This window comes from Streptomyces sp. NPDC030799 (genome assembly GCF_055572255.1).
This window is the reverse complement of the sequence record NZ_JBVIDS010000017.1, coordinates 119,996-137,030: the sequence shown is the minus strand read 5'-3', so window position 1 is coordinate 137,030 and position 17,035 is coordinate 119,996. Positions and strand designations below refer to the sequence as shown.

Here is a 17,035-nt window from a genome sequence, read left to right as displayed (position 1 = left end):
GAGATCATGGGCACCTTGCTGCATGTTGCCGAGGAGTGGGGGCCGGACGCGCTCTCCGTGCTCCCGGTCATCCTGCCGCTCCTGAAGGACACTCGGTACTCGTTGCGGGTGGTCGACGTGCTGCTGGCGACGGGGCCCGGTGCCGCTTCCACGGCGCCCGCCGTGCGTGACGCCGTCGTCCTCGACCATCCGGGCAATCACGACAGGATCGCCTGGGCCGCGTGGCGCATCGCGGGGGTGACGACGGTACCGCGCTGCGGCTCCTGGGCGAGGCGGTGCACGACGAGCAGGCGTCGCCGTACGGACCGGTCCTCCTCCTGTCCGACTTCGGTCCCGCCGCCGCGGCGCACGCCGGACGGGTGCGTGAGGTCATGGAGAACGCCGAGTACGGAAAGGCGTCGGCGGCGGTAGCGAAGCATGACGTTCTCCAGCGTGGATGCGGCCCGGCGTACGGCACTCGTCCTTCAAGGGCGCCGGGTGGACGATCCGGGGTGGGGCGTCTTCACCGTCACTGACGTCAAGGCCGACGCAACCTGCTGGCCGATCCAGGTCGCAGGCGATCCGAATGACTCGCATGCGGTGTTGAGAGCTCTCACGGCCACCGTCGTCTGGGACAACCGGCACACCACCTGCCCGAACGGTCGCACCAGCAAATCTGTAGTCGTGGTCCGCCCGCCGAAGCAGAAGGCCTGGCCCCTCGCGCAGCTGCGCGCGTGGTGGAAGGCGCGCGCGATCCTCACCTCCGGGGTGGCCCCCGACGTCATCAACTCTCTCCTCGAGTACGCCCGCGGCGCAGCGGCGGCGATCCGGGCCCGGGTCGCCGCCGTGGTCGATGTCGCCCTGGCGGCCGCCGACGTCGCCGCGACGGCGTTCGTGATGAACGACGGCGGCCGGTTCCACCGCCGGCACCTGCTCGCGAAGCGCGCGCCGGGTCCCAGCCGTCCGGCGCGTCGATCGTGAGCTGTGCGCGGATCCCGTGGGAGACGGCTCGAGCGGCTCCAGGAAGAGGGCGGCCGGCCTCGCCGAGTTGGCGAGGATCTTCCTCCGGTGGTTCCGGGCCGCCTTCATGGTCTTGCCGTGGACAGCCGCTGACCGATGCGGAACCGGGTGGCTCGGGCGGCATGCGCTCCGTGATCCAGTCCGGGACGTCGAACGCCGGTGCACCTTGGAGTCATCCGCACCGGCTCGAACCAGCGCTCGTCGCTGTTCGGGCGGTGAGAGTGACTGCTGAGGCTCATGAGGAGTCGTCCGGTTGCCAACTCGGCACTCGGTTGGAACGCTCGGCCGGACTTCGTGTCCGGGCTCTGGGCCGCAGCGCGGAGGGGAGGGCAGGCGGTGGTCTCTCCTCCTCCGAGGAACGACGCTTTCAATCCCTCCGGTGTCCTCGCCGGCGAGCAGGCCATGCCCCAGGGCAGCTTTCTCCACTACCTCTCGTGCGCGACGTGGTCGCGGCTGGTGAGGGCGTGGCGTCTGGACACCCGCACCTTTGCCCAGGGCGAGGAGGCTCCCCTCGACGGCAACGACGGCCTGGTCTACATACTCCTGGGCGGCTGCGTCGTACAGGAATGCTTTCCCTTCGGCACCGGCCGCAATGCGCCGGCCGTCGTCCGGTTCCGGGGCGTCGGCGAGTTCTTCGGCGAGGCCAAGCTCATAGAGGCGGCCGCCCAGGTACGCACCGTCTGCCTCAGCACCACGTGGGTCATGACGTGCCCCGTCCACCACATGAACGTGATCCTCAGGCGTCACCCGGATGTCCCGCTCGCGTTGCTGCACTGCCGAGGGCCGCTGACCGTTGCGACGCTCAGGTCACCCTGCCCCTCACCGATCAGCCGATCAGTCTGTCCCGCACCATCGCGCAGCCTCCGGCGGCGAAGACACCGGCGATGACGGCCTTGGGGCACGACCCGTCGGTGTAGAAGGTCAGGACACCGATGCTGTCATCCTGGCCGTCACCACCGCCCGCGATCTGAACTACTGACGCTGAAAGCCTGGTTCGCCGGGGCTGATGGTGGTGATCCTTGCGGTTCGCCGTGTGCATGAGGTACGCGCGGGGCGGGATCTCACGGCCGGACGGCGGGCCTTTGTGAGTGGTTGCGGATGGAGGCGGCCGAGCGGTTCGCGTACGAGGACGACAATCCCCATTGCCGGCCACGCCATAGGCGAGCAGGCTCTGCCGCCGATCAGCGGGGGCGTTGGCCCGCGATCACTCTTATGCCAGACGAGAGCTGCTTGGGCCCAGCAAGATCACCACATAGAGTCCGAATCGATGGAGCCGTCACAGCATTCGGCTGTACCCGGTCCGCTCATCGTCCCGGATGGGGCATTTAACAGCCGGAGGTTCGCGGTGGTCCTGTTTCGGATGGCGCACGCGCTGTTCATGGCACGACGGCCAGGAGGGCGCTACACCGCGGCAGGCTGTGCCGGCCTTCTTGCGGCAGGAACGCTCGTCTTCGGTGGCGCCGCAGAGGCCGCCGCACAGCCGACGTGCTTCGGTGTTCCGGCCACGATCCAGGCACAGCCGGGAGTGCCCACCACGGGCACCCCGGGCAATGACGTGATCGTCGGTACCTCGGGGCATGACAGCATCGACGGCCTGGGGGGAGACGACCTGATCTGCGGGCTCGACGGAAACGATCTTATCTTCGGTGGTCTCGGTGACGACCAGATCGATGGCGGCGCAGGGGGTGACGACATTACCGGCGACGTCGAGGCGCTGGCCGGCAACGCCATCGGAGGCGGCAACGACCACCTGTATGGCGGTGACGGCGGCGACTTTATGGTCGGCGACTCCTTTGCACACAGTGGAGACGCAGAGGGCGCCGGGGACGATGTGCTCATGGGAGGCCCTGGCCATGACGAACTGATTGGTGACTGCCTCAGCTCCCGCAACGCGCGAGGAAGTGACGGAGACGATTTCCTGGACGTGGGAACTGGTGGTGGGGAGGCCGCGACCGGGGATCACGTCGTCAACAGCCCCAGGGGCGGGACCGCGTTCGGATCCGGCAACGACCGGATCTTCGGCAGCGACGGCTTCTCAGGCGGACCCGGCTTCGACGATACTCTCGTCGGCGACTCCGTCGTACCCCACATCCCGCCCACGGCCGGTAATGATGTGATCTCAGGCCGTGGAGGAGACGACCTGGTGTTCGGCGACAACGCCAACCTTCCGCGCCCGACAGAGGTCTACCCCTCCAGAACCATCGGGACTGCGGGCGGCGACGACGACATGAGCGGCGCCGATGGCGTGGACACGCTTCGGGCGGGTCCGGGCAACGACTCCCTCAACGGCGGTCCCGACGCTCCTGACTACTGCAATGGCGAAGCAGGGACCGACCGCGCGACCGAGTGCGAAATCCTCAGAAGGATCCCGTAACCGCCGTGCGAAAACGGCCCACCGGCAAGGAGAAGCGGCTGAACGCCGCCTCCTGTGGCGACAAGAGCAGCCTCAAGGACGCCGAGTACGACCACCTCCTCAGCCCCCAGCTGGGTGGAGACCCGAACGACGCCCGCAACCTGTGGGTGGAGCCGGGTCACAAGCCGGGCTCGGGGGTGAACAACCTGAAGGACCCGGTGGAGACCAAGCTGCACACGGCCATCTGCTCCGGCAAGGACCACGTCATGACGGATCCCTTCCACACCAATCCCCGGCAGCGCAGCGAGCGGTGCTCAGTCATCCGGCAGCCGGTCGACGCGGCCCGGATCTAGTCGAGTGTGCCCAGGGCCGTGTCCGGCCGGCAGTGGACGCTGTTGGCGCTCTTTGAAAACGGCTCTGCCCGGAGTTCCGTGCAGCCTCGGCCCACCCATGCCCAGACACAGCAGATGCCCGGTTTGGACCACCGATGCGCCTATCCGAGTGCCTTGCGGACGTCCCGCGAGCGAGAGACGCGCGGTGGGGGGGTATGTCCTTTCGCGTGACGTGACCTTGGGATCCGTGAGGAGATCAGCTATGTACGCAGTGGTTCGGCGGTACGAAGGGGTGACCGATCCTGCCGAGGCAGGACGTCGAGTGGACGAGGGGTTCGTGCCTCTCCTGCGCCAGGTCCCCGGGTTTGTGGCCTACTACTGGGTGGACTCCGGGGAGGGAGTGATGGTCTCCACCAGTGTCTTTGAAGACCAAGCCGGGGCCGAAGAGTCGATCAAGAGGGCGGCCGACTTCGTACGGGACAACCTTGCGTCACTGCTCCCCAACCCTCCTCAGGTCATGGCCGGCCAGGTTGTGGCTGCTGGATAGCCACCTGGCGGTATGTCGCTGCTTCTCGTCTACCACCATTCGAGCGCGTGCCGGATAGCTACGAACCTCGCCTACAAGGCCGCAGTGCTGAAATCTTCGTTGCGGCGCTGAAATCTTCCGTGCGGTGGCACCGGGATAAGCTCCCCGCCTCAGGCCTTCGCGGGGTACCACTCGGGAGGCAGGAACAGCCTGTCGGGCAGGGGCTTGTCAGACGCCGGCACAAGACCCGATGGCGGTCGCCCCCTCGCCGTCGACAGGTCGACCGTGGCGCCGGAGAACGTCGCGCCGCGGAAGGAGACCGAGGCGTCGAAGAACTTTGCGCTGCTGAAGTCGACTGTGGCGCCCGAGGACTTCGCGCCCCTGAAGTCGCCGCCGTCGAAGGTGACACCAGTGAAGTCGAAGCGAAGGCCCGCCCAGGAGTGCGGGTGCCCGGGTTCAGGACGGAGACGGTCGCGGATGACGCGGATGACGAGGTGCCGCACTTCCCGCAAGGCCAGATGGGTGTTCCGGGCTTGCGCGTCGTCTGCTGCCAAATCGACCTCCGCTGTGTAGGGCAGGCGGAGGTAGGCACGCAGCACCTCGATGCAGGTCTGGCGCAGAGCGTGGGTGGGGGCGTCGTCGGCGAGGCCGGCCAGGGCGTGGACGGCTCCCGGACGTACGGCCTCGGACTTCTCGCCAAGCTGTGTGACTGCAGCGGTGAAGTGTTCGGTGTGTAGACGGGTGTCTTCGCGCAGGGTGCCGGCTTCGTCGACGCGATGGCGCGCCTCGTCGACACGCTGACGCCGGTAGACGTTGACCAGGGCGACCAGAGCGCCAGCACCAGCGACGCCCTTGAAGGACAGCTTCACGAGGTCGAACAACGTCTTGGAGCCGGTGTGCTGCTCATGCGCCAGGTCGTGTACATGGAGCAGTCCCCAGCCAGCGAAGAACGCCGCGGCGGACGCGGCGATCGCGGCGGTGAAGGCCGGGACAAGGATCCGGCGGACCGGCCGCAATCGCAGGCCGTTTTTACTGTTCCGGTCGGTGCCGGGGCAGTGGTGCGCTCACCTTCCACCACAACAGCACGGGCCGTGCACGGGGGCGTCAACGCGCCGCGTAACGCGACCTCTCCCCGGGATGCCGCATGGACTCCATATCGAGGTTCCATGGAAGCGCGTGAATCCAATGAATGGGGCTTTTTATGTCGGATGGTTAGAACGCGGTTGAACCGACCGTAGTACCGGCCGCGCCAGCCCGGCCGGAGGAGTACGACGCTGCGACCCGGGCCGCGCTCGACCACATCGACCTCCAGGCCGTGCGCACCGTCGCGGACGGCCGCCCGCCGAGCACCCGCAGGAGCTACGCCCAGGACTGGGCGAGCTGGACGAAGTTCTGCGCCGCCTCCGGGGTACCGGTGCTCGCCGTCACCCCGGGCTCGTCGAGTGGCTCCGGCTCAAGCAGCTGGTGAAGGAGATGGAGGAGCAGGGGGAGACCCGCGGCCGGGGTCAGGCCCTGCCGCTGCTTGTCGAGCACCTGGTGAAGATCAGCGCCGCCTGCCCGGACAACCTCACGGGCCTGCGCGACCGCGCCTTGGTGCTCATGCGCTGAGCCGTCGCCGGCCGCCGGCAAGAACTGGCCTTCAATCGGGTCCGGGACTATGCCGAGACCCCCGGCGGCATCCAGGCCGACCTGCGCGTGTCCAAGGTCCGCCCCCGCGTCCGCCCCCTACGGCTCCCGGCCCTCGGGTGAGGGCCTGGCAGGCTTTGGAAGGAGGCGGCTGGCCTCACCGACCCGGACGGATACGCCTGGCGCCGCCTGCACAACCGGTGGCACACCGTCCTGGCGGGTGGCCTGCAGCCCGCGGCGATCGGCGATGTCGTCACCCGCGCCGGTGAACCGGCCGGGACCGAGTTCCGCTTCACCGGCCGCAGCCTCACCACGTCCTCCCGGTCACCGAAGTGATGCGATCATTGCGAACCAGGGCCCATGCCCAGAGCACGGCACCCGCCTCGGCGCTTCGGGGCGCTGCGCGGGGTGCGAGCTGGACGACGCAATCCCCCGGCCTGCTCTCGTCCCGGTCCCGCGTGTACCGGAGAGCCCACCGCGCGGTTCCTGCGGAGACTGCAGCGCACGGATTCTGTTGGCTGGTCGCGCGCTCGAGGACGGACTGTGCAAGCTGTGTCGCGAGGAAGCCGCCGCTCTGGCCGCTGCAGACGCGCTCCCCGGAGTGACCTCAGGGACCATCCCCGCGGGCGCGCGGAGCACGCTTGCTGACCTGCATTCATACCGCGCCGTCAGCTCTCATTGGTTTCACCGAATTCGGCATCACGGACAAAGCACCCTTCCGTCTTGCTGAGGTGTAGCCCACGGCCTCTGCGCCAGCGACCGAATCATGGTGCTCGTCGGTCACTTCAGCTGAGATGTCAGCTTGAGGCGGTTTTGACGATCGCCAACACGCCAGCAGGATGAACGCCGGCATTGACACTTCCCGGGCGTCGTTCTGCGGAGGCCAATCCCGCACAGGCAAGCAGAGACGCTGCGCTCGCCGGTGTTGCGGGCGGGGAGAGGTCACCGTGGTCAGGCCACTGGTGTGGTGTAGCGGCGGGAAGCTGTTCTCTGCCCTGGTGGTCAGCAACCTGTTGCGGCGCCCGTCGCGTCAAGTGGTGATGGCATGGACCGTCGCGTGCGTCGGGTCAGGAAGCGGTTCGCGAAGAAGGTAATCCATGGGCTATTTGCGGTCCGAGCAAGAGTGGCCGCCGACGACTGAGACTTGAACGTGTTCAAAATCCGTGCCAGGGTACGGCATGAATTCTTGAGCCCATCGGTCGCGCACGTGGCCTGCGGAACCCATTAGGGGTGGAGTGTGTTGCGTTGCTGTCGTACTGCGCTGATCTTGCTCGCCTTGGCGCTTGCTCTTACGGCCTGCGGCAGGTTGACGGTCATGCCGCCGCCCGAGGGCGAACCGGTCGTGCTGAAACCAGCCGAGCTTGCGATCACGTGGACCGATGCCGAGGGCGGCACCCTCACGCTGAAGCAGGACGGGACGTTCATCGCCGACAAAGTCTGCGTCGCCGTCAGCTGGTACGACAGTTTGACCTGGTCCGGAACAGGCACCTGGGAACAAGTCTCCAACAAGAAGCAAAGCTTCGTCGGTGTGACCTTCGACGCCGCTCACCCCGTCGACACCTATCACCCCGAAATGGTTGAGCGGCGGCCCGACTCCTACGCCGCCTTGAGGCAAGGCAAGGTCCTGAAGCTCTGGGTCGCCGTCGGCGATCCCGACAACGATTATCCGAACTGCGTCCTGACCAGCCCGGCGATTTGACCCGGCTGCCGCGCGGCCGGGTGAGCTGCACAGGTCCGGCATCGCACATGAGCGGCTTTAGCCGATCGTGTCCCCCTGTGGCCGCAGCCGACCGCTCAGACCGCGGCCTCTTTTGCAATCCAGGCCGCAGCAGTTGCCGCTCCCGTGGCCGTCCGCCACGCGGCCCTGTCGTCACAAAGGCGGTCAATAAGGCGGCCCCTGTGGTCAGGGGCGCGGCCAGGGAACACCTCTCCGCCACGCTTCTGCGACTGTCCGCGATGCGTGCCCGGGAAATGATGAAGTACATAGTTCAGGTCAGGTGAGGCCTGTTCGGTCCAGGAGCTAACCACGGCGAGGCGTCGCACACGGAATCCTGTGCGGCGTCTTGTCGTGTTCGCCCGCGCACTATCAGTGGCCGCCGGTAGCGTGCTGCGCGTGACGGCGGTCCAGGACGGTGCGCGAGAGGCCCGGCGGTGACAATCGACTGGACCACCACCTCCTGGTCTACGTGGACCGGCAGCTTCGGGAGTACCGGGCCCAGCGGGCTTCTACCGCTCGCGCAGCTCGTACGGGCTGATCTCCTCGTACAGGCCGTCAGACTCCTCCAGGCCGAAGCTCGCTTCCCAGCGTTCCGGCCAGTTCGCCGGACCGCCGACGCGCAATCGGTCGTCCGCCCACCGCGGTTCTCCCACCCAGAAAGCATGAATCTGGGGCTGGTCGTCACCAGACCGGCGGATGAACTTCTCGTCATAGATACGGAACAACAGCCGACTGAGCCCGGCCCGGGTAGGGCGCGCCAGCGGCTGGGCACCGCGAGCGACAGACTCGTGCGCCTGGCGGTGAAGGCATCGGCGACCGGCTTGCTCGAGTGGACGGTCTCATCAGAGACAACCACGTCAGGACTTGCTTCAGCCTTCAGACGGCGGGTTGTCAGTGGTGCTGGATCCACCAGTTGAGGACCGCGAGGCCAGCAGCGCCAGCGGATCCGGCGAGACTGAGTACGGCGCGACGGCCGGCTTCCCGCCACAGCGGCAAGGTGCCGTTGGATCCGCAGCGGCAGGTTGCGGGACTGTGGTGGCGGGCGGGGTGGCGGGGGGCTTGCGGCGGCGAACAGCCGTGATCGTTCTTCCCCTCAGTTGCGAGACAGATACGGTTCGCCGGGCACCGGCGTTGGTCCGAGATTCGCTCGCGCAGGGGGGCAGTAGTCCTGATTGCGGGGTGAGTGAGGCAAGTTGGGCACTAACCTGCTGGTCCAGCCCGTTCCGTGCGGCTGCCCGATCCACCCGTGTCAGGCAGCTCGAGAAGATAGGCGGCTGATGCGGGCGTGTACAGGACGGGGAAGCAATGGGAGTGCACCGCCAGAGGTTGCACCTGCGGCTACGGCAGCTGCGCACCAAAGCCGAGGACGCGTATCGGGCCCGGGCGGGGTCGGGGGCCTGCAGAGGGCGCTGGAGAAACAGGTGCGACTCACCGGTCTGCCAGGGGCTTCCTCCTTCGAGGGCAAGGTGGCCAGCCGGTGGGCGCCGCAGCGTCCGGAGGACTTCAGTACCCCGCGCCCGGACAGCTTCGAGCAGGTGCTGTCTGTGGTCGCTGTCTGGGGGTCCTGGACGGGAACCCGCACTCTCGACTCCGACGGCCGGGTCAGACAGGCATGGATGTCGGGCGAGGCGTGCAAGGACTGGCAGCAGCTGCTGGAGAATGCGCACCAGGAGACCATGAGCGCCCGGCGCCGCAGCCCGGGGACTTCTGGGACCGAAGCCGAAGCGGATGCGGCCGTAGCCCGCTACCGCCGGCGGCTGGTGCAGGCCTACGGCCGGCTGAACCCGGATGTTCTCGGCCCGGACGAGCGAGCTGGTGAGCAGCCCGTGATCGGGTTACGCCAGGTTTTCGAGGCACCGCTGGTGGCGTGGGATCCGCCGCGGCCCGAGCTGCCGGCGCGGATGTGGCGGGAGCTGGTGGAACGCGGTGAGTTGACCGAGGAGGACCTGCCGCCGGGACTGCGCCCGGAACAGGTCGACACCTGGCGCAAAGCCCGTACCGAGCGGCCGCCGCAGCCGGTGCTGGAGGCCCTAGTCGCGGAGGCGGGCCAACGGCTGGTGTTGCTGGGAGATCCAGGGGCGGGCAAATCGACGCTCGCGAGATACCTGGCGCTGGCACTGGCCGGAGGCCTGGAGACGGTACCGGACGAGCTGGAGTACCTGGCAGACGCAGTGCCGGTAGTCGTGGAGCTGCGTCACCTGGCCGCCGAGCGCTGGCAGGGGCGGACCGTGGAGGACTTCTGGGAGGAGTTCAACACCACCGAACGGATGTTCCTGCCCCGCAACGTCCTGGAACACCTGCTCCACACCACGCAACGGCCGGTGATCACGATTTTCGACGGTCTGGACGAAATCTTCGACCCCGCCCGGCGCGCCGAGTTGCCCGGCAGATCGCGTCGTGGGCTTCGCCCCTGGTGTGTTCACAGCGGCCGGCTTCAGCCAGGCCAAGCTGGAGGACCTCACCCGCAGGCAGATCGAGTCGTTTATCCGCCGTTGGTACACCGCCGCCCATCCCACCGAGCCGGGCGAAGCCTCCCGCCTCGCCGACCGGCTGACCAGCGCAGTAAGGGGCTTTGCCTCGGTGGCCGAACTGGCCGGCAACTCGCTCCTGCTGACCATCCTGGCCTCCATCGGCCTGGGCACCACCATCCCCCGCGACCGCCGCGAGGTCTACCGGCACGCGGTCGACGTACTGACCGGGCGATGGGACCGCGACGCGAAAAACCTCCGTCTGCCACGCCAGAAACCCCCCGATGTCGCTGCCGCCATCGACGAACTCGACACTGGATCCCTGCAAGAACTTCCTCGAACGCCTCGCACGACAGCTTCAGGAAGGCGCCGTAGACACCCGCACCGGCACCCTGATCTCCAGCACCGACCTGACCGGGATGATCGCCCGCTTCGTGACCGAGGAGATGGGCTACGCCCAGCACGTCGCACGCATCGTCGCCCAAGCCATGGTCAAACGACTGCACGAGCGGGCATTCCTGCTCCACCCCTACGGCGCCGGCATGTACGGCTTCGTCCACCGCACCTTCCTCGAATACCTCGCCGCCCGCGACCTCAGCCAGCGCTACAGCGCACGTGAACGGACTCCCGACCAGCTGATCGACATGCTCGCCCAGCGGGCCATCGACCCCGCCTGGCACGAGGTCATCCTGCTTCTCCTCGGCCAGATCAGTCGTCAGGCAGAACCAGAACCCGCCGCCTTCATCGCACGGCTGCTGGACATGCACCGGCGACGCAGTTCCGCCGCCTACCGCCGGCCCTATCCCGATGCGGGATTTCTGAAGCTGGCCATCCGGGCGCTGGCCGAGGCCCACCGCATCGGCCGCACACCAGCTCATTCCCCCCAACACCCAGAGCGATCACTCGCTATCCAGAGCAACGCTGTTATCGACGCCCTCACCGCTCATCTGACCAACTACCCATGGCAGCACATGGACGATGCGCTGCCGGCTTTGGTCTCCTTCCCCTGGTCGTGGACCGGCCGTGAACGCTTCCAACGCTGGTACCAGGCACAGTTCACACAACCGCAAGTTTGGGCTGGGGGCGGAACTATCGCCGTATCAATGTGCCGCAACGCACGCGAGGCAGCCCGCTTGGCCCGTATCACCTGGGCATCAGAGACCGCCACCGTTCTTCGGGTGTTGGGGGAGTGGTTGCCGGATGCGGAGGACAGCCGCACCACCGTCACCGCCATCACTCGTGACACCACCGCCCACGAAGGCGTCCGCTCCACCGCCCTCCGTGTGTTGGGACAGCGGTTGCCGGACCCGAATGCTCGGGGTTACGTAGCAAGGTGTGTCAAGGAAGCCGAGTCGGAAAACGTGCGAGAGACAGCAGTCCGGCTATTGGCGCTGGTATGGCCTCAAGACTCGGAAACGGTAACGCTGCTACATAACGCAGCAGAACAGGACGCAAGTCAGCAAGTTCGTACCAGCGCGGCACAGGCCATGACCTTCGTTTACTCCACCGCTGGCTCCGGTCCTGCCTAACCGGATGGCTCTAGCACGGCTGATTGATTCGCTGTGACCGGCCGCGAACCGCAACACGGACCCGGACAGCGCCCACTGCGTACGGGTCCGGCTTGCTGTCGGCGGCCGTCACCGGCGTCATCGCGGCCGCCGCCTGTGCAGTCGGGGTGGCGGAGTACTTCCCGGCGCGCATCGCGGCGGTACGGGTGGACAGCAGATGCCGCACGGTGTGCTTACGGGCCTGCCGGGCGACTTCGGCTGCGGCCTCCTTGGTCGTGGCCTGGGTGGCGTAGCGGTGCGCCGACGAACGAATCTTCGTCTCGTACGCCAACCTCGCCTCGGTCTCGTCAGGCTCGCTGCGGGCCAGCACCGACAGAGTGGAACGCCGGTACTTCGAGGTCGCGTTCTCCACCGTCAGTATTGCCAGCAGCGTTGGCAAAGCAGACGTTGTCGCGGGCGGCGGCGAGTTTTTCGTTCAGGGACTTGCACTCCGAGGCTGGCTGGCGGGCTCGTTTCGTGAGATTGCTGTCCTCCGTGGTGAGCCGGACGATGTCCGTGCACAGAGTCTGTAGATCACGGAGTTGCCGGGAGATCGGCGATTGCCCGCACTGCTTCAGGAGCTCGCGGTGGTCGGCCTTGCACGCTGTGGACTGCGGCTTTCCCCGCACCAGGGCGTGATCGCAGAACAGTTCGACGGCGACGGGCTTGCCCACCGCTCCGACGGAACTGGCGCCCGCCGAGTGGACCGCCCCGGTCCTGACGCGGCCTGGGATAATGCGCCCATGGATCATGCGACCGCGCGGCAGTTCGTCGACTCCTGGGTAACGGCGTGGAACGCGCACGAACTGGAGGCTGTGCTGACGCACTATGCCGAGGACGTTTCGTTCCGGTCGCCAGTGGCCGCGCAACTGCTCGGTGGTGACGGGGTCGTCCGAGGCAAGGACGCACTGCGCGCCTACTGGGCAGAGGGCCTACGGCGTATCCCCGACCTGCGATTCGAGGTACTTGGCAGCTACGTCGGCGTGAACTGCCTGGTCATCAACTACCGCAACCAGAAGGGCGGCCTGGTCAACGAAGTACTCATCTTCGACGGCCCGCTGGTCATCGAGGGATACGGCGCCTACCTTGGCGAGGACACCAATCCGGCCGGAGCCCGGTGAACTTGCTCCAAGGTCATGAAATGGACAGCTGTCGGCTTTCCGGACGTGAGTATGGTTTCGTTCGTCGGGCACTTTGGCGGCGCGGCACCGGTCGCGGTCGTCGCTCCAGGACCTGGATAGGTACAGCTCGCGGCCGCCTGGGGCGCGGCCGATGGCTGTCGCACTCCGTCGGCATGACCATCACCGACGCCATCCACCGCGCCGCTCTACACGTTCCCGCGAGCCTGGACAGCGGCAGTCGAGCCGGGCGGGGAGATCCGCGAAGGCGTCTTCGGGGTCGATCTGGTCGGCGACGTCCTCAAGGAGTGGTCGAAGGGGATACCGACGCCAACAGCCTGCGGCTGACCTGCTTCGCGACCGACACCCCCGGCGTGCCCACCGCGCAGTTGGCGCTGCAGCACCGCCAGCGGGCGCGGGCCGAGAACCGCATCCGCGGCACCCGCGCCACCGGCCTGCGCAACCTGCCCCTGCACGCCACCACGCAGAACCAGATCTGACTGGAGATCGTCCAGATCGCCCTCGACCTGCCGGCCTGGATGCCGATGCTCGCCCCGACCGGCAAAACCCGCAGGCGGAAGCCTCCCGCCGACTGCGGCTCCGCCTGTTCTCCGCAACTCGAAGCCGACTCTCCCTGCCCCACCATGACGACATCACGCATCAACCTCAGCGGACAGCTGACGGAGAGCTCTTATGCTTCAGCGTGTTGGCACAGCCGGAGCTCCGTGGGGCGGCGCGGAACGCGGGCCCGTGGTGCCTGCTCATAGCGGAGATGCCCTAATCGCCACATCAGTCGACAACGAACAGACGGGCCCCTTCTTGCGTGCTTGAGCGGTGTGGCTGCGTGTCGTTTCCGACCTGATAGCTGGCGCCAGCCTTGATGGTGACGATTTCACCGTTTGCCAGTTCGGTGGTGAGTGTTCCTTCAAGGACGAGCAGGATGTGGCCCCGACTGCACCAGTGATCGGCCATGTAGCCGGGGCTGTACTCCACCATCCGAACGCGCACGGCACCGAATTGACGTGTGCGCCAGGTAGCGGTCCCGGAGTCGCCCGCATGCACTGAAGGGGTGACGTCCGACCAGTCGGTGATTCCGAAGGGTGTGTCGGCCAGATCCATTATTCCGCGCGCCTTTCTTCGGCACTCGCCTGCCATGTGCGTCCCATTGCTCGAAGCAGCGCCGGATACACCCACACGTACCGGAAGGGCTTGATAGCGGCCATGTATGTTCTGCCGAACAGCCCGTTCGGCTTCACCAGGATGGCCATCTGGCCGCGGTGGCCGCCGGCCTCGTCCGGGACCCAGCCGATGTGCATCACGGCGTGCACGGTCCGGTTCGCAGTCTCGGCCGCCCACTCGTCGTGCAGTTGGTAGAGGGAGGTGAACGGATCCGAACGGACATCGGGCCCCCGGGGACCCTCGCGGAGGTCCGTCGGCAACCGGTCGCGCAGCGTCGGCACCCGGGTGCCGATGCCGGAGTCGGCTTTGTCCCAGCCGAGCAGCCTCCCGAGCTTCCAGCGAACCGCGAAGAGCAGGCGGTACACGAGGGAGGGGGAGGATGTGGTGGCCCCGTCCCTCGGCCCGTTCGCGATCTGGCGGACCAGGTGCGGGAAGTCGTGGGGACCACCCGGTGTCGGCAGCACCCAGACATCCTCGACGCGAAAGTCACCGGCGATCTCGTGGATCCGCCAAGGGCGGGACGTGTGCGCCGTTGTGGGGAGCCTCATCAGTTGGCCTCTATCCATACGTTGCTGCATCGTGTGGCGAATTGTGATTGCGCATCAGAGCGCCAACTTCCTGTAGAAGCACACCCGGTCCTGCCCAGGACCGTCGTAGTCACTGTGTACGGGCAGACCATCGACCTCTCGGTCCCCGCTTTCCAGGGTGAATCCCATAGCGCGGTGAAAGGCGATGGATCCCTTGTTTCCCGGCGAGGTGATCGCACGCACCTCTGTGCGGCCGACGTCGGCGGCATGCTGGAAGAAGGTGGTGTACAGACGCCGGGCAACCCCCTGCCCACGAAGCTTGGGATCCACTCCCACGAAGTGGATGTACGCCTCTTCGTCGTTGTCGGCGGCGTGAAAACCAATGAGGATCGCCCTGACGCCGGCTTCGTTCTCCAGGACCAGGCTGGTGCCTGAGAAGAACTGCAAGAACAGCTTGGGCAGCAGCAGTGACAGCTCGCGGGCCTGCGCGGGGGCGCGCGAGTCCCCCCACCACTGCTGTACACATGCGACGATCGTGCCGTGGTCGGAGACGCGGGCCTGTCGCAACACTGGCATGTCGTTCCCTCTCGGAGTCATGGCGTTACTGAAGGAGCCGGTGGGGTGGGGCCGCGCGGCCGACTGAGACGAGCAACAAAGTCCCTGATGGCAACGCCGCGACGCGGGATGCCGGGCGCTCGAGCCGGGCACCCGGTTTGCGCCGGACTCCTGGTCAGACGCTGACGGCTATTTTCCCGCGCGCACGGCCACTCCTCAGGTAGCCGATGGCCTCGGGGACGTCGGCCAGCGGGTAGGCCCGGTCGATGACGGGGGTCATCGCGCCCGCCTCGATGAGCTCCGCGAGGAACCGCAGGTCGTCGTGGCTCTGCGTGGAGAAGAAGCCGCGAAGGCGCTGTGCGGTGAACGGAGACAGCAGCAGCGCTCGCAGGAGCCGGCCCATGCCGCCGAACCATTTCCCGCCGTCCTCACCGCCGACCATGACCAGCGTTCCGCCGGGGCTAAGGACGCGGCGGAGCCGGGCCAGGGGGCGGTTGCCGGCGATGTCGAGGACGAGATCGTAGCGGCGGGTGCCGTCGGTGGGGTCCTGATGCCTGTAGTCGATCACCTCGTCGGCGCCGAGGGAGCGGACCAGCTCCGCTGTGGCGTCGCTGCAGACACCGGTGACATGGCCGGCCCCGAGGGCCTTGGCCAGTTGCACCGCGAAGGTGCCCACGCCGCCCCCGGCGCCGATGACGAGGACACTCTGCCCGGACCGCAGCCGCCCGACATCGCGCAGCGCCTGAAGGGCTGTGCAGCCGGAAACCGGGACGACGGCCGCCTGCTCGAAGCCGGCGTTGCCGGGCTTGCGGGCGAGCCTGTCCTGCTTGGCGCAGGCGTACTCGGCGAACGACCCGTTGCAGGTGCCGTACACCTCGTCGCCCGGCTGGAAGCGGCTGACGTCCGGGCCGACGGCCTTGACCCGTCCGGCGACATCCATGCCCCGAACGCGTGCCTTGGGCGCCCGCAGCCCGAAACCGAGGGCGCGCAGCAGATACGGCTGGCCTGTGGTGAGGTGCCAGACGCCCGGGTCTACGGATGCCGCCCGGACCTGGATGAGCACCTCGCCGCTACCGGGCTCCGGCTGTGCGATCTCTTCGACACGCAGGTCCTCAGGCGGTCCGTAGGCGTCTTGGACGATGGCCTTCACTTGCTCTCTCCCTCGATTTCGCCGGTTTCATCGGTGCCGGGGTACTGGAAAGCCTCTTCGAGCGGGACGCCGAACACTCGGGCGATCTGGAAGGCCGTCTCCAGGGTGGGCGAGTAGCGGCCCTGTTCGATGGCGATGACGGTCTGGCGGGTCACGCCGATGCGGCGGGCGAGTTCGGCCTGGGTCATCTCGCCGTGGGCGAAGCGCAGCGCCCGGATCGTGTTGGTGACCCTGGTCGGCCTCACCACGGGTGGAAGCCCAGCCGGTAGGCGACGATCTTCGCCGTGGATGACAGGATCGCCGACAGGACGAACGCCAGGTAGATGGCGTTGGCGATCCAGAACTGATCGGCGCGGACCATCGCGAGGACGAGTCCGGCCACGCCGCCGATCACGATGAACGACTGCCCGATGTACATGCCGAAGCGGTGGATCTCCCGGTCGCGCTGGTCCTTGGTGTTCGCGCCCTCGGGAGACACGATCGCCACCGTGATGTTCAGCCCGATCTGCGTGACGATCGCCGCACCGACGGTCCACAGCAGCGGGGACGCATAGGACGTCTGCGCCAGCGGCGCCGTTCCTTCGTGCCGCCCGAGGACGACGCCCAGGTACGCCGCGTATGACGCGACCGTGACCAGGACCATGATCCAGGCACGTTTCTCTTCGAATGCCACTGCCGCCCCCCTGCGATGTAAAGAAAGCTTGACACGGGCAGTGTCAAACAGCAGCGACATGATGTCAAGTTTTCTGTACATCACAGGGAGGCGGCAGCGGTTGGGCCGACAAGCGCTGACCAACCCGGCCTCCCCCCATCGCCACTGAGGGTGCCTTCGAACCGGGCTGGAAGCCGGGATCGTCGGTGGCCGCTGCCGCACCGCCGACCCCGCGCAACGCCCGTCGCAGCCGGGCGGCGGGAGACCGGTCAGGCGGACGGACGCC

Annotated in this window: 21 protein-coding genes and 2 pseudogenes; 11 read left to right on the top strand and 12 right to left on the bottom strand. The window is 67.4% G+C overall.

The window, feature by feature from the left end; genetic code table 11:
• Positions 1-197: 197 nt before the first annotated feature.
• Entirely contained in the window at positions 198-419 is a 222-nt protein-coding gene (locus ACZ41I_RS35560) for a hypothetical protein (protein WP_468516024.1), read from the bottom strand.
• Positions 420-477: 58 nt separating this feature from the next.
• Here ACZ41I_RS35560 and ACZ41I_RS35555 point away from each other — a divergent pair, with 58 nt between their 5' ends.
• The 5 genes and pseudogenes from ACZ41I_RS35555 to ACZ41I_RS35535 all read left to right on the top strand — a co-directional run bounded on the left by ACZ41I_RS35555 (position 478) and on the right by ACZ41I_RS35535 (position 4,231).
• Complete coding sequence (locus ACZ41I_RS35555) at positions 478-960, top strand: hypothetical protein (protein ID WP_468516023.1); 483 nt, start codon at positions 478-480, stop codon at positions 958-960.
• Between the two features lie 375 nt (positions 961-1,335).
• Complete coding sequence (locus tag ACZ41I_RS35550) at positions 1,336-1,887, top strand: cyclic nucleotide-binding domain-containing protein (protein ID WP_468516022.1); 552 nt, start codon at positions 1,336-1,338, stop codon at positions 1,885-1,887.
• Positions 1,888-2,266: 379 nt separating this feature from the next.
• Positions 2,267-3,373 (top strand): calcium-binding protein, encoded by a 1,107-nt coding sequence (locus ACZ41I_RS35545; protein ID WP_468516021.1) that lies wholly within the window; start codon positions 2,267-2,269, stop codon positions 3,371-3,373.
• 20 nt (positions 3,374-3,393) lie between these two features.
• Positions 3,394-3,609 (top strand): annotated as a pseudogene (locus tag ACZ41I_RS35540) (hypothetical protein); the annotation flags it as partial.
• A 337-nt stretch (positions 3,610-3,946) separates the two neighbouring features.
• A complete protein-coding gene (locus ACZ41I_RS35535) occupies positions 3,947-4,231 on the top strand; it encodes an antibiotic biosynthesis monooxygenase family protein (protein WP_468516020.1) in 285 nt (94 codons plus the stop codon).
• A gap of 149 nt (positions 4,232-4,380) precedes the next feature.
• Here ACZ41I_RS35535 and ACZ41I_RS35530 read toward each other — a convergent pair whose 3' ends face one another.
• Positions 4,381-5,226, bottom strand: coding sequence for a pentapeptide repeat-containing protein (locus ACZ41I_RS35530; RefSeq protein WP_468516019.1), 846 nt, complete (start codon positions 5,224-5,226; stop codon positions 4,381-4,383).
• A gap of 299 nt (positions 5,227-5,525) precedes the next feature.
• On the opposite strand from ACZ41I_RS35530, the gene ACZ41I_RS35525 reads away from it, so the two are divergent.
• The 3 genes from ACZ41I_RS35525 (at position 5,526) to ACZ41I_RS35515 (ending at position 7,535) form a co-directional block, all read left to right on the top strand.
• Entirely contained in the window at positions 5,526-5,678 is a 153-nt protein-coding gene (locus tag ACZ41I_RS35525) for a hypothetical protein (protein WP_468516018.1), read from the top strand.
• A 5-nt stretch (positions 5,679-5,683) separates the two neighbouring features.
• Positions 5,684-5,818 carry a hypothetical protein gene (locus tag ACZ41I_RS35520; RefSeq protein WP_468516017.1) on the top strand — a complete coding sequence of 45 codons (135 nt, stop codon included), beginning with the start codon at positions 5,684-5,686 and terminating at the stop codon, positions 5,816-5,818.
• A 1,333-nt stretch (positions 5,819-7,151) separates the two neighbouring features.
• Positions 7,152-7,535, top strand: a complete 384-nt coding sequence (locus ACZ41I_RS35515) for a hypothetical protein (protein ID WP_468516016.1) — start codon at positions 7,152-7,154, stop codon at positions 7,533-7,535.
• 527 nt (positions 7,536-8,062) lie between these two features.
• On the opposite strand, the gene ACZ41I_RS35510 is transcribed toward ACZ41I_RS35515, so the two are convergent.
• Positions 8,063-8,206 carry a hypothetical protein gene (locus ACZ41I_RS35510; protein WP_468516015.1) on the bottom strand — a complete coding sequence of 48 codons (144 nt, stop codon included), beginning with the start codon at positions 8,204-8,206 and terminating at the stop codon, positions 8,063-8,065.
• A 1,377-nt stretch (positions 8,207-9,583) separates the two neighbouring features.
• On the bottom strand, positions 9,584-10,171 hold the full coding sequence (locus ACZ41I_RS35505; protein WP_468516014.1) for a hypothetical protein: 588 nt from the start codon (positions 10,169-10,171) through the stop codon (positions 9,584-9,586).
• A gap of 134 nt (positions 10,172-10,305) precedes the next feature.
• On the opposite strand from ACZ41I_RS35505, the gene ACZ41I_RS35500 reads away from it, so the two are divergent.
• Positions 10,306-11,550, top strand: coding sequence for an NACHT domain-containing protein (locus ACZ41I_RS35500; protein ID WP_468516013.1), 1,245 nt, complete (start codon positions 10,306-10,308; stop codon positions 11,548-11,550).
• A gap of 10 nt (positions 11,551-11,560) precedes the next feature.
• Here ACZ41I_RS35500 and ACZ41I_RS35495 read toward each other — a convergent pair whose 3' ends face one another.
• Positions 11,561-11,941, bottom strand: coding sequence for a hypothetical protein (locus ACZ41I_RS35495; protein ID WP_468516012.1), 381 nt, complete (start codon positions 11,939-11,941; stop codon positions 11,561-11,563).
• Positions 11,877-12,242 (bottom strand): hypothetical protein, encoded by a 366-nt coding sequence (locus ACZ41I_RS35490; protein ID WP_468516011.1) that lies wholly within the window; start codon positions 12,240-12,242, stop codon positions 11,877-11,879. The genes ACZ41I_RS35495 and ACZ41I_RS35490 overlap by 65 nt, the downstream gene beginning before the upstream one ends.
• A 69-nt stretch (positions 12,243-12,311) precedes the next feature.
• On the opposite strand from ACZ41I_RS35490, the gene ACZ41I_RS35485 reads away from it, so the two are divergent.
• Together ACZ41I_RS35485 and ACZ41I_RS35480 are read left to right on the top strand one after the other, a co-directional pair.
• Positions 12,312-12,689, top strand: a complete 378-nt coding sequence (locus tag ACZ41I_RS35485) for a YybH family protein (RefSeq protein WP_468516010.1) — start codon at positions 12,312-12,314, stop codon at positions 12,687-12,689.
• A 143-nt stretch (positions 12,690-12,832) separates the two neighbouring features.
• Positions 12,833-13,467 (top strand): annotated as a pseudogene (locus ACZ41I_RS35480) (transposase); the annotation flags it as partial.
• Between the two features lie 8 nt (positions 13,468-13,475).
• On the opposite strand, the gene ACZ41I_RS35475 reads toward ACZ41I_RS35480, so the two are convergent.
• The 6 genes from ACZ41I_RS35475 to ACZ41I_RS35450 all read right to left on the bottom strand — a co-directional run bounded on the left by ACZ41I_RS35475 (position 13,476) and on the right by ACZ41I_RS35450 (position 16,770).
• Positions 13,476-13,805, bottom strand: a complete 330-nt coding sequence (locus tag ACZ41I_RS35475) for a DHCW motif cupin fold protein (protein WP_450987552.1) — start codon at positions 13,803-13,805, stop codon at positions 13,476-13,478.
• On the bottom strand, positions 13,805-14,413 hold the full coding sequence (locus ACZ41I_RS35470; RefSeq protein WP_468516009.1) for a DUF2867 domain-containing protein: 609 nt from the start codon (positions 14,411-14,413) through the stop codon (positions 13,805-13,807). The genes ACZ41I_RS35475 and ACZ41I_RS35470 overlap by 1 nt, the downstream gene beginning before the upstream one ends.
• Positions 14,414-14,467: 54 nt before the next feature.
• Complete coding sequence (locus ACZ41I_RS35465; RefSeq protein WP_468516008.1) at positions 14,468-14,968, bottom strand: GNAT family N-acetyltransferase; 501 nt, start codon at positions 14,966-14,968, stop codon at positions 14,468-14,470.
• Positions 14,969-15,122: 154 nt separating this feature from the next.
• Entirely contained in the window at positions 15,123-16,097 is a 975-nt protein-coding gene (locus tag ACZ41I_RS35460; protein WP_468516007.1) for an NAD(P)-dependent alcohol dehydrogenase, read from the bottom strand.
• A complete protein-coding gene (locus tag ACZ41I_RS35455) occupies positions 16,094-16,345 on the bottom strand; it encodes a helix-turn-helix transcriptional regulator (protein WP_363221175.1) in 252 nt (83 codons plus the stop codon). The genes ACZ41I_RS35460 and ACZ41I_RS35455 overlap by 4 nt, the downstream gene beginning before the upstream one ends.
• Positions 16,339-16,770, bottom strand: coding sequence for a hypothetical protein (locus ACZ41I_RS35450; RefSeq protein ID WP_468516006.1), 432 nt, complete (start codon positions 16,768-16,770; stop codon positions 16,339-16,341). Before ACZ41I_RS35450 ends, ACZ41I_RS35455 begins: the two co-directional genes overlap by 7 nt.
• Positions 16,771-17,035 lie beyond the last annotated feature (265 nt).